The organism is Hypericibacter sp., from assembly GCF_050729195.1.
GTDB lineage: Bacteria > Pseudomonadota > Alphaproteobacteria > Dongiales > Dongiaceae > Hypericibacter.
Map to the genome: position 1 here is coordinate 1 of NZ_JBOHKS010000178.1, position 24,146 is coordinate 24,146.

Sequence of the window (24,146 nt, forward strand, 5' to 3'; positions counted from 1 at the left end):
GTTTCGATCGGATCGAAGCCGGCCGCCCTCCCTGAAGCGGTCTCGGTCCCGCCTGGGCGGGGTTAGCTGCCCATCGGCGTCAGAGCGACGGCCTTCGCCACCACGCCCGGACGCTCGCTGGTCGGCAGCGGGATCAGGCCCTTGTCGGCCAGATAGCCTTCATCGCCCGACGCCTTGTCGCTCATGAACTCGGCCACATACTCCTTGATGCCCGGGATCACGCCGACATGGGCGTTCTTCACATAGATGAAGAGCGGCCGCGACACTTCGTAGGAATGGTCGGCGATGGTCTCGAAGGTCGGGACGATGCCGTCCATCTTGCTGCCCTGGATCTTGTCGGCGTTCTGATCGAGGAAGCTGAAGCCGAAGATGCCCAGCGAATGCGGGTTGGCTTCGAGCTTCTGCACGATGAGATTGTCGTTCTCGCCGGCCTCGACATAGGCGCCGTCCTCGCGGACCGCCTGGCAGGCCTTCTTGGTCGCGTCGGCATCGAGGCCGAGCGGCTTCACCGAGGCCTCGCAGCCCTTGTCCATGACCAGCTCGACGAAGGCGTCGCGCGTGCCGGAGGTCGGCGGCGGGCCATAGACCTCGATCTTCTCGTTGGGGAAGGAGGGGTCGATGTCGGACCAGGTCTTGTAGGGATTGTCCACCAGCTTGCCGTCGACCGGCACCTGCTTGGCGAGCGCCTTCCAGACCTGCTCGACCGTGAAGTTGAACTGCGGGCCGGACTTCGAGTTGGCGATGACGATGCCGTCATAGCCGATCTTGATCTCGGTGATCTCGGTCACGCCGTTTTGCTTGCAGGTCTCGATCTCGCTCGCCTTGATCGCGCGCGAGGCGTTGGAGATGTCGGGCGAATCCTCGCCCGCGCCGGCGCAGAACAGCTTGAAGCCGCCGCCCGTCCCGGTCGATTCGACGACCGGGGTCTTGAACTTGCCGGTTTTGCCGAACTGCTCGGCGACGGCGGTGGAAAAGGGGAACACGGTGCTCGATCCGACGATGCGGATCTGGTCGCGCGCTTGGGCCGTACCGGCCAGCGCAAAGACCGCCAGGGCTGCGGTCGCGGCGAGGATGCGGGAATGTTTCATGAGGAAGGGCTCCGTTGGCAGGGTGATGACCTTGCGAGTCACGATGACGGTCCTCAGGGCTTCGAGGGCTCCGGGTCATGCCCGGTCGTCCCACCGACGAGCCGGCCCGGGGCCTCTTTCCCCGACGTCACGCGGCCGAACCTATTCGCCACCGCCAACAGAAATAATACAGATTTATGACAATCAGATGACACCGCCAGGATTTCTGCGGGTCATTATTTAACGTCCTGTGAATATTATGTTTTAGGCCAGTGCCCGGGCGGGCTTACGGGCCTCCGCCAGGGGCAGATGGACCGTGAAGATCGATCCGACTCCGGGCGTGCTGTCGACCGAAAGCCGGCCGCGATGACGGCTGACGATATGCTTCACGATGGCGAGCCCGAGCCCGGTCCCGCCGATGTCGCGGGAGCGGGCCTTGTCGACCCGATAGAAGCGTTCGGTCAGCCGCGGCAGATGCTCGCGCGCGATGCCCTCGCCCTCGTCGATCACGGCGATCGCCAGCGACGGCCTTCCGCCCGACCGGCGGCCCGGCAGCTCGACCGGCTCGCGCCAGCAGGCGACCCGCACCGCCGTGCCGGTCCGGCCATATTTGATCGCATTGTCGATCAGGTTCTGGAACAGCTGGGTCAGCTCGTCGCGATCGCCCTGGACCGCCGGCATGCGGGTCAGATCGGCGAAGGCGTCGACACCGGCGATGGGTGCCGCGGCGCCCAGCCGGATGGTCATGCCGCGCTCGGCCGCCTTGAGCCCCAGCGCGTCGGCCAGCCCGCCCAGGATCGGCCCCAGCTCGGTTTCGCCGGTCGGCGGCTTATGCTCGTTGAGCTCGATGCGCGAGAGCGACAGCAGATCGGCGATCAGCCGCGCCATGCGCTGGGATTGCTGCTGCATGATGGCGAGGAAGCGCTCATGCGCTTCCGGGTCGTCGCGCGCCGGCCCCTGCAGCGTCTCGATGAAGCCGATCAGGCTCGCCAGCGGCGTGCGCAGCTCATGGCTGACATTGGCGACGAAATCCGCGCGCATCTGATCGGTGCGCCGCGCCGCGGTCATGTCCTGGATGGCGATGAGTGCCAGCAGCTGGTCGGCCTCGCCCACCAGAGGTTCGACGCGCGCGCGCAGCACGCGCTCCACCGGCACCGGAAACACCAGTTCGACCTCGCGGCCAGGGCCGCCCTCCAGCACCGCCTCGACCGCATCGATCAGGGCCGGATGGCGGACCATAGCAGAGAGGTCGCGGCCGACCGCGTTGCGGCCGAACTGACTTTCCGCGGCGGCATTGGCCTGGATCACATGGCGCTCGCCATCGACCAGCAGCACCGGATCGGGCAGGGCCTGCAACACCCGGTCGGCCACGGCCGGCGCCGGCGGTTCGGCGGGCTCCGGCTCGGGTGTGGGCTCGGCGGCGGGTGCCTCTTCGACCGGCGTCCCGCTCGGTTCCAGCCGCCGCCAGGCATAAATCCCCAGCCCCGCCAAAAGGATCACGAGTCCGGCGCCGATCAGGGCAGGCGCAATCGCCAGCCAGCCGCCTCCGGCCAGCAGCAGCAGCACCAGGAGGGGCGGCAGGATCGCAGTCCCCGTCAGACGCCAGATATCGCCAAGCCCGGGTTGCATCGTCTCCGTCGCGAGCGGCTTCGTCCCGTTCATTCTTCCGGCTGAAGCCGGGCCGCCGATCGGCTCTTTGCCGGCCGGCGCGTCGCTTGTATAAAACATTTATGCGATTGATGCGCGCACCGATGCTGGCGCTCGCCAGCTTCCTGCTTGGCCTCACGGCGCTGGCGATCAGCGGCGCCCGGGCCGACGACACCTCCTCCACCCGCTATTCCGCCTGGCAGGGTGGGGCCTCCAATCCACAGTTGCAGGCCTTCGCGGCGAAACTGAAGTCGATGGTGGACGAGGCCGACAAGGCCAAGGCCGCCGATCCGCTCTTCATCCAGGATCTGCGCGACCTGATCGCCTCGGCCTCCGCGCCGGCGGCGCCGGCCGCCCCCGCGGCGCAGCCGACCGTGCGTCTCTTTTATGACAGCTTCCAGGACGGCAACTACACCTCCAACCCGACCTGGAAGGTGACGGCCGGCGTCTGGACCGTGGATGTGCTTGGCAACAATACCGGCCTCAAGAGCACGATCATCCCGCCCGGCCAGACCTCCAACCAGAACATCAAGCTGAACGACGTGCTGGGCGCGCTCCTGCAGCCGCAGAGCAGCCAGACCAGCACCAACGCGACCTACGCCTCGATCTATACCGGGGCCAAGATCTCCAACGTCTTCAAGATCCGTCTCGATGTGGTCTCGAAGGAGAAGTTCGGGCGCCTCGATTTCGGTCCCTATCAGGGCGCTGGTGGCGGCACCGCCTATCGCGTCACCTATTTCCCGGGTGGCAATCCGAGCCTGGCGCTGCAGCGCGTCACGCCGCAAGGCACCTCGGCCATCGGCAGCTATGCCCAGCCGCTGGTGCTCGAAGGCGACAAGGTGCATGCCGTCGAGTTCCTGCGGGACGGCGCCGGCGTCATGACCGTGTCGGTCGACGGCAAGGCCTTGATCACGGTCACGGACACGACGATCACCAAGCCCTTCGACGGCTTCCTGATCATCAACAGCGGCGGGCGCTATGCGATCCGCGCCGTGACGATCGACGGCACCGGCTGAGGCGAAGGCCTTGAAGAAGGGATTTCGCCAGCTCCTGGAGGAAGCCAATGCCGAGATCCAGACGCTCGGCATGAGCGAGGCGCTGGCGCTTCACGGCGACGAGGATGTGCTGTTCGTCGATCTGCGCGATCCGCGCGAGCTCGAAAAGGACGGACGCATTCCGGGCGCGTTCCACTGTCCGCGCGGCATGCTGGAATTCTGGATCGACCCCGAGAGCCCCTACCACCGCAAAGCCTTCGCCGAGCCCAAGCGGTTCGTCTTCTTCTGCGCCGGCGGCTGGCGCTCGGCGCTCGCGGCCAAGACCGCGCAGGATATGGGGCTGGAGCAGGTCGCCCATATCGACGGCGGCTTCGGCGCCTGGCGCAAGGCGGGCGGCCCGGTCGAGATGGAGCCTGATCGTCTCAAGTCGAATCGACTTGAGACGTGAATCAGCCTCCCATTTTATTGAAGTAGGGCAAGATCGGACCAGCTTGAAGCAAGCCGGTCCGATCTTGCCCTAGGCCGTCGCACGCCTGACGTCTTGGGGATCTAGCGGACTGCCGCGAGACCGGCGAGCGCCGCCGCCGTCAGCAGATCCGAGACCGTGGCGCCCGCCTGGACGATCTGGGCCGGCTTGGAGAGACCCATCAGCACCGGGCCGATCACCGTGCCGCCCAGCTGCTGCATCAGCTTGGCCGAGATGTTGGCCGAATGCAGCGCCGGCATGACCAGGATGTTGGCCGGGCCCTTGAGGCGCGAGAACGGATAGAGCCTCCGCATCAGCTCGAAATCGAGCGCCACGTCGGCCTGCATCTCGCCCTCATACTCGAAATCGGGCTTACGCTGATCGAGCACCGCGACCGCCTCGCGGATGCGCTCGGCCTTCTCGCGCAAGGGGTTGCCGAAGTTCGAGAAGGAGAGCAGCGCCACGCGCGGCTCATGGCCGATGCGCCGTGCCGCCGCCGCACTCTGGATGGCGATGTCGGCGAGCTGGTCGGGCGTCGGCAGCTCGTTGACCGAAGTGTCGGCGATGAAGACGGTGCGGCCCTTGGCGAACACCATCGAGAGGCCGAAGAGCTGCTCGTTCGGCCGCGGGTCGATGACCCGGGTCACGTCGCCCAGCGCGTCATAGAAGCTGCGCGTGATGCCGGTCACCATCGCGTCGGCGTCGCCCTGCACCACCATGCAGGCCGCGAAGATGTTGCGGTCCTGGTTGACCAGCCGTTGGCAGTCGCGGAACAACAGGCCCGAACGCTGCATGCGCTGATAGAGGAACTCGGCATATTGCGCGTTGCGCTTGGAGAGCCGGGCATTGTGGATCTCGAGCCCGTCGATATCGCCCAGCCCGCCGGATTTCATCGTCTCCAGGATGCGCTCCTCGCGCCCGATCAGGACCGGCGTGCCATAGCCCGCATTGCGGAAGGCCAGGGCCGCGCGGATCACGCGCTCCTCCTCGCCTTCGGCGAAGACGACGCGGCGCGGGTTGGCATGGAGCTTCTCGAAGATGAGATGCAAACCGGCTGCGGTCGGATCGAGCCGCGCGGACAGCTCGGACTCGTAATGCCGCATGTCGATGATCGGCCGGCGCGCGACGCCGCTGTCCATCGCGGCCCGCGCCACGGCGGCCGGAATGCGCGAGACCAGCCGCGGATCGAACGGCACCGGAATGATATATTCCGGCCCGTAGCGCAGCCGGCGGCCGGCATAGGCGGCGTCCACCTCGTCGGGCACATCCTCGCGCGCGAGCTCGGCCAGCGCATGGGCGGCCGCGATCTTCATCGGCTCGTTGATGGTCGAGGCCCGCACATCGAGCGCGCCGCGGAAGATATAGGGGAAGCCCAGGACGTTGTTGACCTGATTGGGATAGTCCGAGCGGCCGGTGGCCACGATCGCGTCGTTGCGCACCGATTTCACTTCCTCGGGCGTTACCTCGGGATCCGGATTGGCCATCGCGAAGATGATCGGCTTCTTGGCCATGCTCGCGACCATGGCACCGGTGACGGCGCCCTTGGCCGAGAGCCCGAACAGGACATCGGCCCCCTTCACCGCCTCCTCGAGCGTCCGCAGCTTGGTGTTGGCGGCATGGGCCGATTTCCACTGGTTCATGCCCTTCTCGCGACCCTGATAGATCACGCCGGCCGTGTCGCAGAGGATGATGTTGTCGTGGGGCACGCCCATCGACTTGATCAGCTCGACGCAGGCGATGGCGGCAGCGCCGGCACCGTTCACCACCATCCGCATGTTCTTGAAATCGCGCCCGGTGAGGTCGAGCGCGTTGATCAGGCCCGCTGTCGCGATGATCGCCGTGCCATGCTGGTCGTCATGGAAGACCGGGATGTCCATGAGCTCGCGCAGGCGCTGCTCGATGATGAAACATTCCGGCGCCTTGATGTCCTCGAGATTGATGCCGCCGAAAGAGGGCCCGAGATAGCGCACGCAATTGATGAACTCGTCGACGTCGCGGGTGTCGACCTCGAGATCGATGCCGTCGATATCGGCAAAGCGCTTGAAGAGCACGGCCTTGCCCTCCATCACCGGCTTGGAGGCGAGCGCCCCCAGATCGCCCAGCCCCAGCACGGCGGTGCCGTTGGAGATCACCGCGACCAGGTTGCCCTTGGCCGTGTAGTCATAGGCGGTGGAGGGATCCTGGTGGATCTTGAGGCAGGGGAAGGCCACGCCGGGCGAGTAGGCGAGCGACAAATCCCGCTGGGTTGTCAAGGGTTTGGTGGGCTGGATCGCAATCTTGCCCGGTCTGCCGCTGGAGTGCAGAAGGAGGGCTTCCTGCTCGGTGATACTCAATCGGTCGTCCAAGGTGTGGCTGCGCCTCCCGCGCTCACGGTCCACCCGAACGCCAAGGCTTGCATGTTTGGCCGGCGCTTGACTAGCGGGTCAAACACCGTACAGCCGGCTGAACAGCGCACAGGATTCGCGAACGGCCGATGCCGTGCGCAGATCGATTCCGTTCAGCGATCCAGGAAGTCGTTGCGATCGAACAGCGCGACCAGCTCGATGCCTTCCTTGGCGAAGGTGGCCTCGGCACCTTCGAGGCGGTCGACGATGGTGACGACCTTGCGCACCTTGGCGCCGCGCTCGCGCACCGCGTTCACCGCCTTGAGCGAGGAGCCGCCGGTGGTGGTGACGTCTTCCAGCACGATCACATCGGCGCCGTCCTTGAACTGGCCGTCCACCAGCTTGTTGGTGCCATGGCCCTTGGGCTCCTTGCGCACGAAGAAGCCCTTGAGCGGACGCTTGCCCACGCTCTTCACGCAGACCGCGGTCGCGATCGGCACGGCGCCCAGCTCGAGCCCGCCGACATACTCGACGCTGTCGCCGGCGATGACATCGAGGATGAGCTCGCCCACCAGGGAGACGCCCTCGGGATCGAACAGGGTTTTCTTCATGTCGAAGAAGACGCTGCTCTGGGCGCCGGAGGCGAGCTTGAAGTCGCCACCGGTGAGGAGCGATTCGCGGCGGATGATGGCCTTGAGCTTGTCGAACTGGGCCTTTGTCTCGGGGCGGCGGCGGGCGAGCGCCATGGGGGTTGATCCTCCGGAAAAACCGCGCCACAACCCTGGCTGCGGTCGAGTTGCCGATGTTGCACAATGTTGTGCAAGTTGCGCGGCAACCTACACGCGCCGCCCGCCCCCTGTCATGAGGGGAACCGCCCTTTTCTTCGGGAATCCCGCGACTCCGAACCGATGCCCCTGACCCGCCTGCCCCGCGATCACCGAGAGCCTGCCGGCGGCGCGCCCGACGCGCCCGAGGATCCGGCTGCGCTGATCGCAGCCGAGGGCGGCGCCACGCCGCTGATGGCCCAGTATCTCGCCATCAAGGCCCAGAACCGGGACTGCCTGCTGTTCTACCGGATGGGCGATTTCTACGAGCTGTTCTTCGAGGACGCGGTCAAGGCCTCGGCCGCGCTCGACATCGCGCTCACCAAGCGCGGCAAGCATGACGGCCAGGACATCGCCATGTGCGGCGTGCCGGTCCATGCCGCCGACGCCTATCTCGCCCGGCTGATCCGCCAGGGCTTCAAGGTCGCGGTCTGCGAGCAGATCGAGGATCCGGCCGAAGCCAAGAAGCGCGGCACCAAGGCCGTGGTGAAGCGCGACGTGGTCCGCGTGGTGACGCCCGGCACCCTGACCGAGGACACGCTGCTCGATGCCCGCCGGCATAATTACCTGGCAGCACTGGCCGATGCCGCCGGCGGGCTGGGCTTGGCCTGGCTCGACATCTCGACCGGCGATTTCCAGCTCCAGCCGGTCGAGCCGCGCGATCTGGCGGCGGTGCTGGCGCGCCTCTCGCCCGGCGAGCTGCTGCTGCCCGAGCGGTTGCTGGCGCAAGGGCCGGGTCGCGACCAGCTCGGCGACTGGACCTCGATCCTCTCGCCGCTCCCGTCGAGCCGCTTCGACAGCGAAGCCGCGCGCCGGCGCCTCGAAGCGCTCTATGGCGTCAAGGCGCTCGATGCCTTCGGCAGTTTCGAGCGCGCCGAGATCGCGGCCGCCGGCACGCTCATCGATTATGTCCAGCTGACCCAGCGCGGGAAGCTGCCGCGGCTCTCGACGCCGCGGCGTCTCGCGCGCGGCTCGGTCATGGAGATCGACGCCGCGACCCGGCGCAATCTGGAATTGACGGAAACCCTGTCGGGCCAGCGCGAGGGCTCGCTCATTGCCGCGATCGACCGCAGCGTGACGGGGGCGGGTGCGCGGGCGCTGGCCGCCGCGCTGGCGGCACCCTCGACGGATCCTGCGATCATCGCGGCGCGGCTCGACATGGTGGAGCGGCTCGTCGCCGACGGCCATCTGCGCGACGATCTGCGCGCGCTCCTGCGCCGCGCGCCCGACATCGAGCGCGCGCTGTCGCGGCTCATCCTCGGCCGCGGCGGCCCGCGCGATCTGGCGGCGCTGAAAGCCGGCCTCGCTGTCGCCGGCGAGATCCGCGCGCTGCTGAACCGCGCAACCGATCTGCCGGCGGGGCTGGCCGCCGCGGCGCGCCATCTGGGCGATCATGACGGCCTGGTGCAGCAGCTCACGCAGGCGTTGGCGCCCGAGCTACCGATCCTCACGCGCGATGGCGGCTTCATCGCGGCCGGCTACCATGCCGAGCTCGACGAGCTGCGGACCTTGCGCGACCACAGCCGGCGCCTGATCCTCGACCTCGAGACCCGCTATCGCAACGAAACCGCGACGCCCTCGCTCAAGATCCGGCATAACAATGTGCTGGGCTATTTCGTCGAGACGACGGCGACCCACGCCGACAAGATCAAGGACAACAGCCTCTTCATCCATCGCCAGTCGATGGCCTCGGCCATGCGCTTCACCACGGTCGAGCTGGGCGAGCTCGAGCGCAAGATCGCGTCGGCCGCCGACAGGTCGCTGGCGATCGAGCTGCAACTGTTCGAGGCGCTGGTGGAAACGGTACGCGGCCATGGCGATGCGATCGCGGACGCGGCGCGAGCCCTGGCCCTGACCGATCTCACGGGAGGCCTCGCCGCCCTGGCGTCCGAGCGCGGCTATTGCCGGCCCGTTGTGCTGGAGGATCAGAGCTTCGCCATCGAGGGCGGGCGCCATCCGGTGGTCGAGGCGGCGCTCGAAGCCAAGGGCGATACGCGTTTCGTCCCCAACGATTGCGATCTCGGACCCGACCGCCGGCTCTGGCTCCTGACCGGACCCAACATGGCCGGCAAATCGACCTTCCTGCGCCAGAACGCGCTGATCGCCATCCTGGCGCAGATGGGAAGCTTCGTGCCGGCGACGCAGGCCCGAATCGGCGTGGTCGACCGGCTCTTCAGCCGCGTGGGCGCCGCCGACGATCTCGCCCGCGGCCGCTCCACCTTCATGGTCGAGATGGTTGAGACCGCGGCCATCCTCAACCAGGCCGGCCCGAAGGCGCTCGTCATCCTCGACGAGATCGGGCGCGGCACCGCGACCTTCGACGGGCTCTCGATCGCCTGGGCCACGGTCGAGCATCTGCATGAGGTCAATCGCTGCCGCGCTCTGTTCGCGACGCATTATCACGAGCTGACCTCGCTCGCGGCCAAGCTCGCAAGCCTGGCGCCCTACACCATGCGCGTCAAGGAATGGCAGGGCGAGGTGGTGTTCCTGCATGAGGTGGCGCCCGGTGCCGCCGACCGCTCCTACGGCATCCATGTCGCCAAGCTGGCTGGCATGCCGGCGGCGGCATTGGCGCGCGCGGAATCGGTCTTGACGATCCTCGAGCAGGGCGAGCAGGCCGGGGCCCTGGCGAAGCTCGCCGACGATCTGCCGCTTTTTTCGGCAGCTGTCGCGCGCGGCCCCGCGACCGACGATACCGGTCCAAGCTCGATCGAAACGGCGCTGGCGGAACTTCATCCTGACGAGCTCAGCCCCAAGGAAGCGCTCGAAGCGCTCTATCGCCTCAAGGCCTTGCTCGCCTCCTCGTGATTGTTCCAGAACGGAACGAGTGTCCGAGCGCGGCTGCGCCAAACCGCCGCAACTCAAGTCATTGATGCCGCATAACGGGGCATGCAGGCACACACCGGAATTAACCGGGCCGCAAGCACCTCCATGCGAATTCTTGTCCTATCACAATCGACGTGGCGGCGACCTGACGGCACTGGGATCGCGTCTGACCGCGACTCCCATGACTGGACAGAGGACACCATGCGCTCTCTTTCGCATCTTCGTATCGCCCCGCTGTTGAACGGCCTGTTCGCGATTCTTCTCCTGATCGTGCTGGCGTTGCTCGCCCAGAACCTGTTCGCCGCCTTCGCCAAGCAGCGCGAAGCCGCCGTGGTCGTCGAGACCGCGACCACCCTGCGCCATGTGTTCAACGCGTTGCAGGCCTCGCGCGTCGAGCGCTCGACCCTGCGCCTGGCGCTGACGGACGAGGCTGCCGCCAGCGACAAGCGCCTGGGCGAGATCGCGGACCAGCGCGCCAAATCGCGGCCCGCCATCGAAGCGATTCTCGCGGCCTGCGCCCAGATCGATTGCGGCGATGACGTGCTGCAGAAGCTCGAGGATGGAAATCGCAAGACCGAGGCGGTGCGTACCGAGAGTGACACCGCGATCAAGGCGGCGCTCGATCAGCGCCCTGCCGGCCTCGGCGACGACTGGCAGAGCTCGGTCACCGGCGTCATCGAAACGCTTGAGACGATCTCCGCCAAGCTCGGCGCGCGCATCCGTCTGGTCGATCCCTTCATCGGCGAGCAGGTGGCGCTCAAGGATCTGGGCTATGTGATCCGCGCCGCGGCGGGCCTCGACCGCAACATCGTGGTCGATGCGATCAAGGCCGGCGGCTATACGCCGGACTCCCTGGCCAAGGCGCTGCTCCAGCGCGGCCAGATCGATGGGGCCTGGCCGTTGGTCCAGGACATGGCCGCCCGTCCGGGCGCGCCAGAGGCCGTGGTCAAGGCGGTCGCCGCCGCCAAGGAAATCTATTTCGACGGGATCCTGCCGCGCCGCGCCGAGATCGACAAGGCGCTGGCGGCGGGCCAGCCCTCGCCCATCGCGCGCGACGATTGGCAGTCGCAGACCAGCGCCGCGGTCGATGCCATCAAGGCGATCGGCGGCACGATCCAGCGCATCAACGAGATCACGACGGCGATCGCCGCCGCGGTCGAGGAGCAGAACGCGACCACCACCGAGATCGCCCGCAATGTGCAGCAGGCGGCCGCGGCCACCGACTCGCTCAATGAAGGCATTCGCGAGGTCAGCCAGTCGGCGGCCCAGGCGGGCACGGCGGGCGATCAGGTGTTCGAGGCAGCGAAGGAGCTGGCGCGCAACGCCGATCAGCTCAAGCGCGAGATCGAAGGCTTCCTCACCCGCGTCAACGCCGCCTGAGACCCGGGCCCGGCGCCGTCGCTGCTCTTCAGGATGGCGGCGCCGGTGCCGCCATCTCCATCTTGCGCGGGCTGACGCTCTTCTCGCCGAGATAGATCCGCACGATCGTGTGCTGCCAGTTGGCGCGATAGGCGGCCATGTCCGGGACCTTGATGAGGGCCTTGGTCTGAACCTCGTCGCGCTGCGGGCTGTTGGGCGCGCCGCCGAAGAGCGGGAAGCCGATCCCGAAGCTGGGCTGAACGCCCGAGCTCGATCCGCCGCTCACACCCACCCCGAAATTGAATCCGGACGAGCCGGTGTCCTGCGCGTGGATGGTTTCGCGGTCGAGTTGAAAGGCATCGGCCAGGCCGCCATCCGGCGCCACCAGCTGGACCCGGTCGGCGGCCTGGGCATCGCGGATCGAGACCTCGATCATGTCGGGACGGTCGACCAGGAACTTGGCCGTGACCGGGAGCAGGATGCCGCCCGCCCCCTGGTCGATCGAGGGCGTCCCCGGTGTGTTCGAGGGGGAGGAGGTGGCTGTCTGCGGCAGGGGTGCCGGCGCCATGGACTGCGAGCCGATGGTCGGCGCGGTCTTGGTGGCTTCGGAGCCCATCGGCGGCGTGGCGGTGCTGTCATAGGCCGAGGCGTTGGGCGATTGGCCGGGCGACAGGGTCGCAGCCGGCGGCGGCGCCTTGTCCTCGGCGCAAGCCGCCAGGGCCAGCAAAGCCAGGAACGCAGGCGCGAGGGTCCGTGATCGCAGCCGCAGCGTCCGAGGGAAAGAGGAGGGTTGCATGAGGATGGGCCCTGTCCGGCGAAGGCTCGGATCCGCGTCTTCCAGCCCAGTATGAGCGGTCCGGGCCCTGCAATCACCAGTTGGTGTCAAACGCCCCCTGCGGCAATGGGTTCCGGGCCGGAAAGGGGACCGGTCCCGATTTGGCGGGAAGGGCGCCGACGCCTTATAATAAGGGCCATGGGAGAAATCTCCGATCCCCGCAAGGTCATCGACCGGCGCCGGCTCACCGTGGAGCTCGCGGCGCTGGCCGACGAGGGCAAGCTCGACGAGGCCGCGGTTTCCCGGGTGTTGAAGTCGGCGCTCGCGGAAGGCCGTGCCGAGGTGCGGCGGCGCTTCGACGCCACCGGCGACGGGCGCATGGCCGCGCGCACGCTTTCCTATCTGATGGACCAGATCATCCGGGCGCTGCATGACGCGGCGACGCAGCTCGTATTCCCGCTGGCCAACCCCTCGACCGGCGAGCGCCTCGCCGTGGTCGCGGTCGGCGGCTATGGGCGCGGCGAGCTCGCACCCCATTCCGATATCGATCTCCTGTTCCTGCAGCCCTACAAGCGCACGCCCTATGTCGAGCAGGTGATCGAATACATGCTCTACCGGCTCTGGGATCTGGGGCTCAAGGTCGGACATTCGGTGCGTTCGGTCGAGGAGTGCATCCGCCAGGCCAAGAATGACCTGACGATCCGCACGGCCCTCCTCGAGGCGCGCTATATCTGGGGCGAGCAGTCGCTCTATCAGGATCTGCGCGCCAAGTTCCTCAAGCAGATCGTGGCCGGCACCGGCCCCGCCTTCGTCGAGGCCAAGCTCGCCGAGCGCAACCAGCGCCACCGGCGCATGGGCGATTCGCGCTACTCGCTCGAGGCCAACATCAAGGACGGCAAGGGGGGCTTGCGCGATCTCCACACCCTGTTCTGGATCGCGAAATATCTCTATCGCGTCGACGACGTGACGGCCCTGGTCGATCGCGGCGTCTTCACCGCGGAAGAAGCGCGGCGCTTCGAGAAGACCGAGGCGTTCCTCTGGTCGCTGCGCTTCCATCTCCATTACCTGACCGACCGGCCCGAGGAGCGGCTGACCTTCGACCTGCAGCCGGAGCTGGCGCGGCGCATGGGCTATACCGACCATGCCGGCTCGCGCGGCGTCGAACGGCTGATGAAGCATTACTTCCTCATCGCCAAGACGGTCGGCGACCTGACGCGCATCTTCTGCGCCGTGCTCGAGACCCAGCATCAGAAGCGCTCGCTCCTGGCCCGCGCGCGTTTCGGCCTCTTCCAGCGCGAGATCGAAGGCTTCCCGGTCGATGGCGACCGGCTGGCGGTCGCCGATGCCGAGGTCTTCAAGAAGGATCCGGTCAACCTGCTGCGGTTGTTCGAGGTGGCGCAGCGCCACGATCTCGACATCCATCCGGCGAGCCTGCGGCTCGTCACGCGCAATCTGAAGCTGGTGGATGCGAAGCTGCGCGCCGATCCCGAGGCCAACCGCCTCTTCGTCGCGATGCTGACCTCGAAGAAGGGACCCGAGATCACGCTCAGGCGCCTCAACGAGGCCGGCGTCTTTGGGCGCTTCATGCCGGATTTCGGCCGTGTCGTGGCGCAGATGCAATACGACATGTATCACCATTTCACCGTCGACGAGCACACCATCTTCGCCATCGGCATCCTGTGGAAGATCGAGCAGGGGCTGATCAAGGACGAGGTGCCGATCGCGAGCGAGGTGGTGCATCTGGTGCAGTCGCGCCGCGTGCTTTATCTGGCGGTGCTGCTCCATGACATCGCCAAGGGGCGCGGCGGCGATCATTCGGAGCTGGGCGCCGACATCGCGCTCAAGCTGGGCCCGCGGCTCGGTTTCACCGACGAGGAGACGGAGACCGTCTCCTGGCTGGTGCGCTACCACCTGATCATGAGCAACACCGCCTTCAAGCGCGACATCGACGATCCCAAGACGATCCAGGATTTCGTCGCCGCGGTGCAATCGCTCGAACGGCTGCGGCTGCTGCTGGTGCTGACGGTGGCCGACATCCGCGCGGTCGGGCCCAAGGTCTGGAACGGCTGGAAGGCGCAGCTGCTGCGCGATCTCTATTGGCGCGCCGAGGAGATGATCTCGGGCGGGCTCATTGCCGAGAAGCGTGAGGAGCGGGTCAAGGTCGCGGTCGACGCGCTGCGCGGCGAGCTCGGTGACTGGACCGTTGCCACCTTCGCCGACCATGTGGCGCGCGGCACGCCCTCCTACTGGCTCGCCTACGACAAGGAAACCCTGGCGCGCCATGCGCGGCTGGTCGAGCGCGCGGAACGCGACGGCGAGGTGCTGGCGCTCGACACCCGCATCGATCACTGGCGCGCGGTCACGGAAGTGACGGTCTATACCGCCGACCGGCCGGGCCTCTTCGCGCGGCTCGCCGGCGCGCTGGCGCTGGCCGGCGCCAACATCGCGGCCGCCGACATCTTCACCCTCTCCAACGGCAAGGCGCTCGACAATTTCCAGGTCCAGGATGGCGAGGGCCGCGAGATCGAGCGGCCCGAGGATCTGAAGCGCATCCGCGAATGCCTGGAGCGGATGTTGGCGGACGACGAGCCGGCCCCGCCCGACCTGGTGTTCCCGCCCTCGCCGCTCGGCCGGCGCACCGAGCTCTTCAAGGTGGCGCCGCGCGTCCTGATCGACAACAAGGGCTCGGCCGAGCACAGCCTGATCGAGGTCAATGGCCGCGACCGGCGCGGCCTGCTCTACGGGCTGACCAAGGCCATTGCCGCCCAGAAGCTGCAGATCATGTCGGCCAAGGTCTCGACCTTCGGGGCCCGCGCCGTCGACGTGTTCTATGTGAAGGACAAGTTCGGCCTGAAGGTCGAAGGCGATGCCCGGCTCAAGCCGATCCGCGACGCGCTGATGGCCGTGCTCGAGGAGGGCGAGGGCAGGGCCGCCTCGCCGCCGGCAGCCCCCTCACCGGAAGATCCCAACAGCGACTCGGCCGCGGCCGAGTAGACTCCTCGCGCGGCTTCCGAAAAATGCCGCAATCGGCTAGAGACTGGGACTCCCGTTTCAATGAGTCCCCAGGGCGAGGCCCCATTTTGCCGCTGACGATCCTGCAAGCAACCGGACCTTCGTGGCCCTGATCGGCTCGATCGTCAAAGTCGGCTCGCTCACCGGCGTCAGCCGTGCGGGCGGCTTCCTGCGCGACATCCTGATCGCCCATGCGCTGGGTACCGGCCCCATCGCCGACGCCTTCTTCGTGGCGATGCGCTTCCCCAATCTGTTCCGCCAGATGTTCGCCGAGGGCGCCTTCAACGCGGCCTTCGTGCCGATGTTCGCGGGTAAGCTCGAGCAGCAGGGGCCGGCCGCGGCCAAGGCTTTCGCCGAGCGCGTGCTGTCGGTGCTGCTGTTCTGGCTGCTGCTCTTCACCATCGCCGCGCAGTTCGCGATGCCCTGGCTGATGTGGATCATCGCCCCGGGCTTCACCGAGGATCCGGTCAAGTTCGGCTATGCGGTGCAGTTCACGCAAGTGACCTTCCCCTATCTCCTCTTCATGTCATTGACGGCGCTGCAGGGCGGCATCCTCAACTCGCTCCATCGCTTCGGCGCGCCCGCCGCCGCGCCGATCCTGCTCAATGTGGTGATGGCGGGCGCCCTCATCTTCATCGTGCCCTTCACCGGCCGGCCCGGCCTGGTGCTCGCCTGGTCGGTCGCGGCCTCGGGCCTCTGCCAGTTCATCTGGCTGGTCTTCTCCTGCAACCGCGCCGGCATGGCGCTGTCGCTGCCGATGCCGCGGCTCGATCCCGAGATCAAGCGGCTCTTGAAGCTGATGGTGCCGGGGCTGCTCTCGGGCGGCGTCACCCAGATCAACATCGTGGTCGGCACCATCATCGCCACCAGCTTCCCGGCCGCGGTCTCCTATCTTTATTACGCCGACCGCGTGTTCCAGCTGCCGCTGGGCGTGATCGGCGCCGCCGTCGGCGTGGTGCTGCTGCCGACCTTGACGCGCTCGCTTCGCGCCGGCCGGCACGACATCGCGATGCACAATCTCAATCGCTGCATCGAATTCTCGATGACGCTCATCATCCCGGCGACGATGGCGCTGCTGGCGATCCCGGTCGCGATCATGACCACGCTCTTCGAGCGCGGCGCCTTCGATGCCGATGCGAGCCGCTCTTCGGCCTGGGCGCTCGCGGCCTTCGCCGCCGGCCTGCCGGCCTTTGCGCTGGTCAAGGCCTTCGCGCCCTGCTTCTTCGCGCGCGAGGACACGACCACGCCCTTCCGGGTCGCGCTGATCGCGGTCTTGACGAATGTGGTCCTCAGCGTCGGGCTGTCGCAGACCATCGGCTTCGTCGGCATTCCGATCGCCACCACCCTGGCGACGACGCTCAACGCCACGCTGCTCGGCGTGAAGCTCTTCCGGCTCGAGCATTTCGTGATGGATGAGCGGCTGAAGCGCCGCCTGCCCCGCATCTTCCTGGCGAGCCTCGGCATGACCGCGATCCTGCTGGCGACCACCTGGGCGATCGATCCTTTCATCGCCGCGGGCGGCTGGTTGCGTCTCATCATGCTGGTGGTGCTGGTGACGGTCGGGCTCTTCGCCTATGCCGGGCTGGGCCTGCTGTTCGGCGCCTTCGCCCGTTCGGACTTCTCCAAGGCGCTCTCGCGCAAGAAGGGCGCGGCACCCGCTGTCACGCCGGCGACGACACCCGATACGGACGCAAGCGGCGAGGCCTGATCCGGCGAAGATGTCACTCGTTGCGCAGATGCGGCGCCGCAGGCGTCGAGAGCGCGCGCCAGGTGCCGCTCAACCCGATCAGCAAGGCCAGCGCCGCGCCGCCGAGCGCGATCGCGAAGACGGCGGGCGCCGAGAAGCTCCACTCGTTCTCCATCCCATAGGTCACGAGGACCCATGACGCGATCGAGCCCAGCAGGATCGCGAGCAGGCCCGTGACCAGCCCCAGCAATCCCTGCTCCAGCAGGAAGGCACGGGCAAGATCGCGCCGCGTGGCACCCAGCACCTTGAGCACCACCGCCTCGTAGATCCGCCGCCGCTCCTCGGCCAGCACGGCGCTCGCCAGCACCAGCAGACCGGATGCGAGGGCGAGCCCCGCGGTCGCGGTGATCGCGGCGCCGACCGCACTCAGGAGACCGTCGACGGCAGCGAGCGCATCCTTGACCCGGATGGTCGAGACATTGGGAAACTGCGCCCCCACCTCATGCGCCAGAGCCGCTTCACCCTCAGGCGGCAGGCTCGCGGTGGCGAGCCAGGTCGCGGGCGCGCCGGCGAAGCTGCCGGGCGAGAACACCATGACGAAATTGATAGTGAGATCCGTCCAGCGGATCGCGCGGATGCTGGCGACCTCGGCCGTGATCTCGCGGCCCAGCACGCCGATGGTGACATGGTCGCCGGGCTTGAGGCCCAGAGCCGCCGCGGCTTCCTCCTCGAAGGAGACCAGCGGTGGGCCCTGATAATCGGCCGGCCACCATTGGCCTGCGGTGAGCTGGCTGCCCTCGGGCAGCGTGTCGGACCAGGTGAGGCCGCGGTCGCCCTGCAGCACCCATTGCTGGTCCTTCGGCACCGCCAGTTGATCGGCGGGCGTGCCGTTCACCGCGGCGATGCGCCCGCGCAGCATCGGCACCTCGCGGAAGGCGGTGACACCTGGCGCCTGGCCCACCGCGGCGCGGAAGGGCTCGGCCTGATCGTTCTGGATGTCGATGAAATAGAAGGAGGGGGCGACCGCCGGCAGCGTCTGCGCAATCTGCCGATGCAGGCTCCCCTGCGCCAGGACCACCACCACCAGCACGGTCAGGCCCAGCCCCAGCGACAGCACCACGCTCGTGGTGGGAGCCCCGGGCCTTGCCAGATTGGCCAGCGCCAGCCGCAAGGCGGGATGGCCCTTCTGACGGCGCGCCAAGAACTGAGCGAGCCGCCCCAGCGCCTGGGCGAGGACGCGGAACAGCAGATAGCAGAGGGCTGCCGCCACCACGAAACCCAGTGCCAGGAGCTTGTCGGCCGAGACCAGCACGGTGAGGCCGGCAAGCACGAGGCAGATGCCGCCCAGCAGCAGGCGATCGCGAAGATCGATCGAGCGCGGGGCGGTGGCGCGGAAGAGATCGGCCGCGGGCACCTTGCGCGCGCGGGCGAGCGGCAGGAAGGCGAAGGCGAGCGCCGCAAGCAGGCCCAGGGCCGCCGCTTCCGCCAAAGGCAGCGCGTGGATCGCGGCGCGGAAGGGAACGCTGAAATGGGCGGCGAGGAACGGAGCCGCGATATAGGGTGCAGCGGCACCGATCGCCAGGCCGATGAAGACACCACCGGCGGCGAGGCCCAGCACCAGCACCAGATAGAGTCGCGCGATCAGGCCCGCGCTGGCGCCCAGGCATTTCAAGGTCGCGATCGTCGTGCGCTTGCCTTCGAGATAGGCGCCGACCGCATTGGCGACGCCGACACCGCCGATGAGAAGGGCGGCGAGGCCGACAAAGTTGAGAAAGAGCGCCGCGCGGCGCGCGAAGCTCTTGATGCCGGGGCCGGCATCGCTCGGCGTGCGCACGCGGAAATCGGAATTGGGAAACTCGGCGCGCACCGACTTGGCGAGCGCATCCGACCTTTCCGAAGCCGTCGGCGGCAGCGACAGGCGCGTCTCGTAATAGACCAGGCTGCCCGGGACCAGCAGGCCCGTCGCCGGCAGCGCGTCCTCCGCGATCATCAAGCGAGGCCCGAGCGAGAAGACGGTGGCGCCGCGATCGGGCTCGCTCGCAAGCCGTGCCGTGAGGATAAATTCTTCCGCGCCCAGCTTGATGCGATCGCCGATCTTCACGCCGAGACGATCGAACAGCGCCGGATCGGCGACGGCCCCGCGCGCGCCCTCATGCGAGGCCAGTGCCGCGGCGAGTTTTTGCGGCGGATCAAGCTCGACCTGCCCGACCAAAGGGTAAGGCGCATCCACCGCCTTGAGCTCGACCAGCAGCGGCGCTGCGTCGCCGGTGACGGGCCGCACCATGCTGCGCGTCTCGACCAGGGTGGAGGTCTGGCCGCGCGCCTGGAGGAAGGACAAGGTCTCGGGCTCCAGCGGACGATAGACGCGCCGCAATTCGAGATCGCCACCGAGGAGACGCGTGGCATCGGCGGCGATGCCGGCTTCCAGGCTCGCCGCCAGCGAACCCACGGCGGCGACGATGGCGACACCCAGCGCCAGGCAGGCCAGGAACAGACGAAAACCCGCGATCCCGCCGCGCAGCTCGCGCCAGGCGAAACGCAGCGCCAGCAACTGGGGCTTTTGACTGGCGCGTGCTGACAAGATCAAGGCGTCAGCCATGAGTCATGCTGCCCATGGCCGGTCCATCCACCAATCGGCCTTCAACCAGTCTCAAGCGCCGCCCGCAACGCAAGGCCAGAGCAGGATCGTGGGTAATGAGAAGGAGAGTGGTGCCGCGCCGCGCGACCTCGGCGAACATGAGGTCCATCACCGCATGTCCTGTATCCGGATCGAGATTACCGCTGGGCTCATCCGCTAAAAGTAACCGAGGTTCACAAGCGAACGCCCGGGCCAATGCGACTCGTTGTTGTTCGCCGCCGGACAACTCCCCCGGGTAATGCGACAAGCGCCCCCCGAGCCCGACCGCCGTCAGCTCCTCGCGGGCTCGCACGAACGCATCGGCTCGCCCCGCAAGCTCCAGTGGCACCGCGACATTTTCCAATGCGGTCATGGTGGCGATGAGATGAAAGCTCTGGAACACGATGCCGACACGGTCGCGACGGAACCGGGCGAGGGCATCTTCGTTAAGAAATCCGAGCTCGACATCGTCCACTCGGACCTGGCCGCCGGTGGGTCGCTCCAGCCCCGCGATCACCATCAGCATACTGGTTTTCCCTGATCCCGAAGGTCCTTCCACGGCGATCGTCTCGCCTGCGGTCACGGCGAGATCGAGGCCGCGCAACACGTTGACCTTTCGCTCCTGGCTACCCAAACTTAGCTCAATGGCTTCCAGTCGAATCATGGGTTCCGCTTCCGCTGTTGGCGCTGCCGGTCCTGGTCATCCTTACGGGGGTGGCCGTCGGGACCTCCCCCGTTTTGCGCGACGTGGATTCTGTGCGCTGCTTTTCTCATCGGCGCTGGCCCTGATCGCCCTGCCCGTAATGGCTGCAGAACCGTTGCGCATTCTGGCCTTCGGCGACAGCCTGACCTCGGGCTTCGGCCTGCCCGATGCGGACAGCTTTCCCTCGCAGCTCGAGCGCGCGCTGATCGCGTCGGGCGAGAATGTAAAGCTGATCAATGGCGGCGTCGCGGGCGACACCTCGGCCGGCGGCCTCGCGCGGCTTGACTGGACGCTTGCCGACAAGCCCGATCTTGTGCTGCTCGAGTTCGGCGCGAACGACGGTTTGCGCGGTCTCGATCCCGCGGCCACGCGCAAGAACATCGCGGCGATGCTGACGCGCCTCGCGCAAGACCGGATTCCGACGCTGCTGATCGGCATGAAGGCGCCGCGCAATCTGGGGCCCGATTATGTCGCGGCCTTCGATCCGCTCTATGAGGATCTGGCGCGTCAGTTCCAGGTGCCGCTGGATCCTTTTTATCTCGAGGGTGTCGCCGGCGATCCGGCGCTGAACCAAAGCGATGGCATCCATCCGAACGCCGCCGGGGTGGCGGCGATCGTGAAACGCATGACACCCGAAGTCATCGCGCTCATCAAGGCGCGCAAGGAAAACAATTCGGGCTGAAACGACGCAGGCGGGGGGGCGCAAGCGATGGCGGTCTTTCGAGCCGCACAGGCAGCCGGGGGCGACTGGAGGGCGTTGGTCGCGCAGATCTCGGAACGGCTGAATGCGTCGGCTCATGGCGACAATATCGGGCTGCTTTACGCGACCGACTATCTCGCACGACATCTGGGCGAGATTCTGGCCGAACTTCGGCAATCGACTGGAATCGCGGACTGGGTCGGCACGGTCGGAATCGGAATCGGCGCCAAGCTCGCCGACGAGGCTGCCGTCGGTCATTTCGACCGCCCGGCCCTGGTGGCCATGGTGGGGCGCTTGCCGCCCGACAGTTTCCGCGTTTTCGAACCGGTTCATGGCGCTTTCGGAGCCTTCCGCCGTGAATATGGGGATTGGCTGGCCCGCGCTCACCCCCTGCTCGGCATCGTTCATGGCGATCCCCGCAATCCCCTGGCGACCTCGATCGTGACCGACCTGGCCGAGGTGACCGGCAGCTTCCTGGTGGGCGGCATGACCTCCTCGCGCGCCGGCAATTTCCCGCAAGTGGCGCAGCGCGTGGTCGAGGGCGGATTCTCTGGCGTGCTCTTCGCGGCCGGCGTGGGGGCGGCGACGGGCCTCACCCAGAGTTGTGCTCCCATCGGCCCATCCCATCGGGTCACGGGTGCTGCGCGCAATCTGCTGACGGAGGTCGATGGGCGCCCGGCCCTGACCGTGCTGAAGGAAGAGCTGGCGCCGCATTCGGAGGCCAGCCTCGAACGCATCGGCTGGGATTGCTATGTCGGCCTCAAGGACAATCTCGGCGCCGGCACCAGCCTGATGGCGCATGGCATCCTCGGCGCCGATCCCGATCGCGGCTGGCTGGCGCTCGACCGCACGGTCCAGATCGGCGCCAGCCTCTCCTTCATGCGGCTCTCGCGCGAAGCGGCCGAGGCCGATCTGCGCGCCATGCTGGCGCGCGTCGTCACGCAAGGGCAGAGAACGCCGAAGGGGGCCGTCTATTTTTCCTGCACGCAGCGCGGGCCCCAATTGTTCGGTTCTGCGGAGGAAGAGTTCGCCATCATCGGGGACAGCCTGGGAACAGTGCCGGTGATCGGCTTCTTCGGCTCCGGCGAGATTTGTTACAACCGCATTCGCAGCTTCACCGGCGTGCTCGCGGTGTTCTTCTAGCTGGCCGGAACACAGGGGTCGGGTCAGGACAGCCCTGCTGACGATTGCTGAATTAAGACAAGGCTTCCGAGCCCTTCGCGATGACATTTTGCCGAATCGGCCGCTGACGCTATAAAGGAAAATCTGAGTCGCTATACCCCGAGTCGCTTGATCGTCAATAAAGGGGGCTGGTTGCTTTGCGCCTGTTCGTCGCCCTCGCGTTGCCCGACGAGGTTCGCCTCGGATTGTCGCATCTCTGCTGCGGATTGCCCGGCGTGCGCTGGGTGGCGCCGGAGAATTTCCACATCACGCTGCGCTTCATCGGCGAGGTCGACGGCGGCACTGCCGACGATATCGATGCCGCCCTCTGCGGCATCCGGGCGCCCGCCTTCACGCTCGAACTCGCCGGCGTCGGCCATTTCGGCGACGATTCCAAGGTGCGCGCGGTCTGGGCCGGCATGCGCCCGCAGCCGGCCTTGCAGCATCTCCACGACAAGATCGAATCCGCCGTGGTGCGCGCGGGCGCGCGGCCCGACGGCCAGCGCTTCCGGCCTCACGTCACCTTGGCGCGGCCCAACCAACCGCCGCCGCCCTCGAAGATGCAGGCCTTCCTCGCCCAGCACGGGCTCTATCGCAGCCGGCCGTTCGAGGTGACGCATTTCACCATCTATTCGAGCTTCATCGGCGGCGAGGGCCCCTATTACCGCGCCGAATGCTCCTATGAATTGTCGCGCGCGACGGTCTCGGCCAAATAGCGCATGAGCCCGGCGATGCCGGCATCGATCAGCCGATAGCTCAACCGGTATTGCGCCTCGGCGCCGTAATAGGGGTCGGGCACTTCCGTTTGCCCGCAATCCCGCGCATGGGCCAGCAGCAGGCCGATCCGAGCTTGCACCGGGGGTGGCGCCAGGCGGCGCATCAGCGCCAGATGGCCGCGATCCATGCCGAGCAGCAGGTCGAATCGCTCGAAATCCGCGCGCTCCAGTTTTCGCGCCCTGAGATCGCCGATCTCGACGCCGTGACGCGCGGCCTCGGCGATGGCCCGGGGATCGGGCGCGTCGCCGACATGATAGCCTTGGGTGCCAGCGGAATCGCCGGAGAGCCGGTCTTCGAGCCCGGCCTCGCGGATGCGGTGGCGGAACAGCCCCTCGGCCGTGGGCGAACGGCAGATATTGCCGGTGCAGACGAACAGAATCCGTTTCATCGCGTTACAAATGGCGTTGGGCCTTGGCGGCCGCCGGGCTTGGCGGGACGCCGGGGACGAATAGAATGGGGTCTCGATCATGGCACGCAACCTCGTCATCTTAACCGGCGCCGGTGTCTCGCAGGAGTCCGGTCTCGAAACCTTTCGCGACGCGGATGGGATTTGGGCGAAGGTGCGGGTCGAGGATGTGGCGACGCCCGAGGGTTTCGCGCGCGACCCCGTCCTCGTGCATGGCTTCTATAATCAGCGCCGCCGCCGGTTGTTGTCCGACAGCGTGGTGCCGAATGCGGCCCATCACGCGCTGGCCCGGCTCGAGCGCGCCTGGGCCCAGGCAGGTGCGGGGGCGTTTCTGCTGGTGACGCAGAACATCGACGATCTCCATGAACGCGCGGGCACCGAAACGATCGTCCATATGCATGGCGAGATGCTCAAGGCGCGCTGCATGGCGTGCGAGGCGGTGCTGCCCTGGCATGACGATCTCGCGGTCGAGACATTGTGCCCTGCCTGCGGCGAGCGCGGGGGGTTGAGGCCGCATGTGGTGTGGTTCGGCGAGATGCCGTTCGAGATGGATCGGATCTTCGAGGCGCTGGGTCGGGCCGATCTCTTTCTCTCGATCGGCACCTCGGGCAATGTCTATCCCGCGTCGGCCTTCGTCGAGCTGGCGCGCGCCGCGGGCGCCCATACGGTCGAGCTCAATCTCGAGCCCAGCCAGGGGGCGGCGCTCTTCGCCGAGGCGCGGCATGGGCCCGCAAGCGAGGTGGTGCCGCATTATGTCGAGGCCCTCATCGACGCGGCGGAACGCCTGCTCTCCTGATGGC

General features: G+C 67.3%; 18 protein-coding genes. 10 read left to right on the plus strand and 8 right to left on the minus strand.

The window, feature by feature from the left end:
* Positions 1–62: 62 nt before the first annotated feature.
* A complete protein-coding gene (locus tag ACREE8_RS13895; RefSeq protein WP_431573602.1) occupies positions 63–1,088 on the minus strand; it encodes a PstS family phosphate ABC transporter substrate-binding protein in 1,026 nt (341 codons plus the stop codon).
* Between the two features lie 243 nt (positions 1,089–1,331).
* Positions 1,332–2,696, minus strand: coding sequence for an ATP-binding protein (locus ACREE8_RS13900; protein ID WP_431573603.1), 1,365 nt, complete (start codon positions 2,694–2,696; stop codon positions 1,332–1,334).
* A gap of 110 nt (positions 2,697–2,806) precedes the next feature.
* Between ACREE8_RS13900 and ACREE8_RS13905 the strand changes: the two genes are divergently transcribed.
* Complete coding sequence (locus tag ACREE8_RS13905; protein ID WP_431573604.1) at positions 2,807–3,730, plus strand: hypothetical protein; 924 nt, start codon at positions 2,807–2,809, stop codon at positions 3,728–3,730.
* A 10-nt stretch (positions 3,731–3,740) separates the two neighbouring features.
* Entirely contained in the window at positions 3,741–4,157 is a 417-nt protein-coding gene (locus ACREE8_RS13910) for a rhodanese-like domain-containing protein (protein WP_431573605.1), read from the plus strand.
* Positions 4,158–4,258: 101 nt separating this feature from the next.
* Here the strand turns inward: ACREE8_RS13910 and ACREE8_RS13915 are convergent, their stop codons facing one another.
* Together ACREE8_RS13915 and pyrE are read right to left on the minus strand one after the other, a co-directional pair.
* Complete coding sequence (locus ACREE8_RS13915) at positions 4,259–6,508, minus strand: NADP-dependent malic enzyme (protein WP_431573606.1); 2,250 nt, start codon at positions 6,506–6,508, stop codon at positions 4,259–4,261.
* Between the two features lie 164 nt (positions 6,509–6,672).
* Positions 6,673–7,245 (minus strand): orotate phosphoribosyltransferase, encoded by a 573-nt coding sequence (gene pyrE / locus ACREE8_RS13920; RefSeq protein WP_431573607.1) that lies wholly within the window; start codon positions 7,243–7,245, stop codon positions 6,673–6,675.
* 162 nt (positions 7,246–7,407) lie between these two features.
* Here pyrE and mutS point away from each other — a divergent pair, with 162 nt between their 5' ends.
* On the plus strand, positions 7,408–10,131 hold the full coding sequence (gene mutS / locus ACREE8_RS13925) for a DNA mismatch repair protein MutS (RefSeq protein ID WP_431573608.1): 2,724 nt from the start codon (positions 7,408–7,410) through the stop codon (positions 10,129–10,131).
* 219 nt (positions 10,132–10,350) lie between these two features.
* Positions 10,351–11,529, plus strand: a complete 1,179-nt coding sequence (locus tag ACREE8_RS13930) for a hypothetical protein (RefSeq protein ID WP_431573609.1) — start codon at positions 10,351–10,353, stop codon at positions 11,527–11,529.
* Between the two features lie 28 nt (positions 11,530–11,557).
* Here ACREE8_RS13930 and ACREE8_RS13935 read toward each other — a convergent pair whose 3' ends face one another.
* A complete protein-coding gene (locus ACREE8_RS13935; RefSeq protein ID WP_431573610.1) occupies positions 11,558–12,304 on the minus strand; it encodes a hypothetical protein in 747 nt (248 codons plus the stop codon).
* 177 nt (positions 12,305–12,481) lie between these two features.
* Between ACREE8_RS13935 and ACREE8_RS13940 the strand changes: the two genes are divergently transcribed.
* Complete coding sequence (locus ACREE8_RS13940) at positions 12,482–15,277, plus strand: [protein-PII] uridylyltransferase (RefSeq protein ID WP_431573611.1); 2,796 nt, start codon at positions 12,482–12,484, stop codon at positions 15,275–15,277.
* Positions 15,278–15,398: 121 nt separating this feature from the next.
* Complete coding sequence (murJ, locus tag ACREE8_RS13945) at positions 15,399–17,003, plus strand: murein biosynthesis integral membrane protein MurJ (protein WP_431573612.1); 1,605 nt, start codon at positions 15,399–15,401, stop codon at positions 17,001–17,003.
* A 13-nt stretch (positions 17,004–17,016) separates the two neighbouring features.
* Here murJ and ACREE8_RS13950 read toward each other — a convergent pair whose 3' ends face one another.
* Both ACREE8_RS13950 and ACREE8_RS13955 read right to left on the minus strand, forming a co-directional pair.
* A complete protein-coding gene (locus tag ACREE8_RS13950; protein ID WP_431573613.1) occupies positions 17,017–19,581 on the minus strand; it encodes an ABC transporter permease in 2,565 nt (854 codons plus the stop codon).
* Positions 19,574–20,263 (minus strand): ABC transporter ATP-binding protein, encoded by a 690-nt coding sequence (locus ACREE8_RS13955; protein ID WP_431573614.1) that lies wholly within the window; start codon positions 20,261–20,263, stop codon positions 19,574–19,576. Before ACREE8_RS13955 ends, ACREE8_RS13950 begins: the two co-directional genes overlap by 8 nt.
* Before the next feature lie 139 nt (positions 20,264–20,402).
* Here ACREE8_RS13955 and ACREE8_RS13960 point away from each other — a divergent pair, with 139 nt between their 5' ends.
* The 3 genes from ACREE8_RS13960 (at position 20,403) to thpR (ending at position 22,879) form a co-directional block, all read left to right on the plus strand.
* Positions 20,403–20,984, plus strand: a complete 582-nt coding sequence (locus ACREE8_RS13960; protein WP_431573615.1) for an arylesterase — start codon at positions 20,403–20,405, stop codon at positions 20,982–20,984.
* A gap of 75 nt (positions 20,985–21,059) precedes the next feature.
* A complete protein-coding gene (locus tag ACREE8_RS13965; RefSeq protein ID WP_431573616.1) occupies positions 21,060–22,145 on the plus strand; it encodes an FIST signal transduction protein in 1,086 nt (361 codons plus the stop codon).
* A gap of 176 nt (positions 22,146–22,321) precedes the next feature.
* Complete coding sequence (gene thpR, locus ACREE8_RS13970) at positions 22,322–22,879, plus strand: RNA 2',3'-cyclic phosphodiesterase (RefSeq protein WP_431573617.1); 558 nt, start codon at positions 22,322–22,324, stop codon at positions 22,877–22,879.
* Here thpR and ACREE8_RS13975 read toward each other — a convergent pair.
* Positions 22,843–23,328, minus strand: coding sequence for a low molecular weight protein-tyrosine-phosphatase (locus tag ACREE8_RS13975; RefSeq protein WP_431573618.1), 486 nt, complete (start codon positions 23,326–23,328; stop codon positions 22,843–22,845). The two genes, thpR and ACREE8_RS13975, sit on opposite strands and share 37 nt — an antisense overlap.
* Positions 23,329–23,407: 79 nt before the next feature.
* On the opposite strand from ACREE8_RS13975, the gene cobB reads away from it, so the two are divergent.
* A complete protein-coding gene (gene cobB, locus ACREE8_RS13980) occupies positions 23,408–24,142 on the plus strand; it encodes a Sir2 family NAD+-dependent deacetylase (protein ID WP_431573619.1) in 735 nt (244 codons plus the stop codon).
* Positions 24,143–24,146: the final 4 nt, after the last annotated feature.

Excerpts from the sequence above, each read along its gene's own strand:
- ACREE8_RS13895 (WP_431573602.1), bottom strand. The coding sequence starts at position 1,088 with ATGAAACATTCCCGCATCCTCGCCGCGACCGCAGCCCTGGCGGTCTTT.
- ACREE8_RS13900 (WP_431573603.1), bottom strand. The coding sequence starts at position 2,696 with ATGCAACCCGGGCTTGGCGATATCTGGCGTCTGACGGGGACTGCGATC.
- ACREE8_RS13905 (WP_431573604.1), top strand. The coding sequence starts at position 2,807 with ATGCGCGCACCGATGCTGGCGCTCGCCAGCTTCCTGCTTGGCCTCACG.
- pyrE (WP_431573607.1), bottom strand. The coding sequence starts at position 7,245 with ATGGCGCTCGCCCGCCGCCGCCCCGAGACAAAGGCCCAGTTCGACAAG.
- mutS (WP_431573608.1), top strand. The coding sequence starts at position 7,408 with ATGCCCCTGACCCGCCTGCCCCGCGATCACCGAGAGCCTGCCGGCGGC.
- ACREE8_RS13930 (WP_431573609.1), top strand. The coding sequence starts at position 10,351 with ATGCGCTCTCTTTCGCATCTTCGTATCGCCCCGCTGTTGAACGGCCTG.
- ACREE8_RS13935 (WP_431573610.1), bottom strand. The coding sequence starts at position 12,304 with ATGCAACCCTCCTCTTTCCCTCGGACGCTGCGGCTGCGATCACGGACC.
- ACREE8_RS13940 (WP_431573611.1), top strand. The coding sequence starts at position 12,482 with ATGGGAGAAATCTCCGATCCCCGCAAGGTCATCGACCGGCGCCGGCTC.
- ACREE8_RS13950 (WP_431573613.1), bottom strand. The coding sequence starts at position 19,581 with ATGGCTGACGCCTTGATCTTGTCAGCACGCGCCAGTCAAAAGCCCCAG.
- ACREE8_RS13955 (WP_431573614.1), bottom strand. The coding sequence starts at position 20,263 with ATGATTCGACTGGAAGCCATTGAGCTAAGTTTGGGTAGCCAGGAGCGA.
- ACREE8_RS13960 (WP_431573615.1), top strand. The coding sequence starts at position 20,403 with ATGGCTGCAGAACCGTTGCGCATTCTGGCCTTCGGCGACAGCCTGACC.
- ACREE8_RS13975 (WP_431573618.1), bottom strand. The coding sequence starts at position 23,328 with ATGAAACGGATTCTGTTCGTCTGCACCGGCAATATCTGCCGTTCGCCC.
- cobB (WP_431573619.1), top strand. The coding sequence starts at position 23,408 with ATGGCACGCAACCTCGTCATCTTAACCGGCGCCGGTGTCTCGCAGGAG.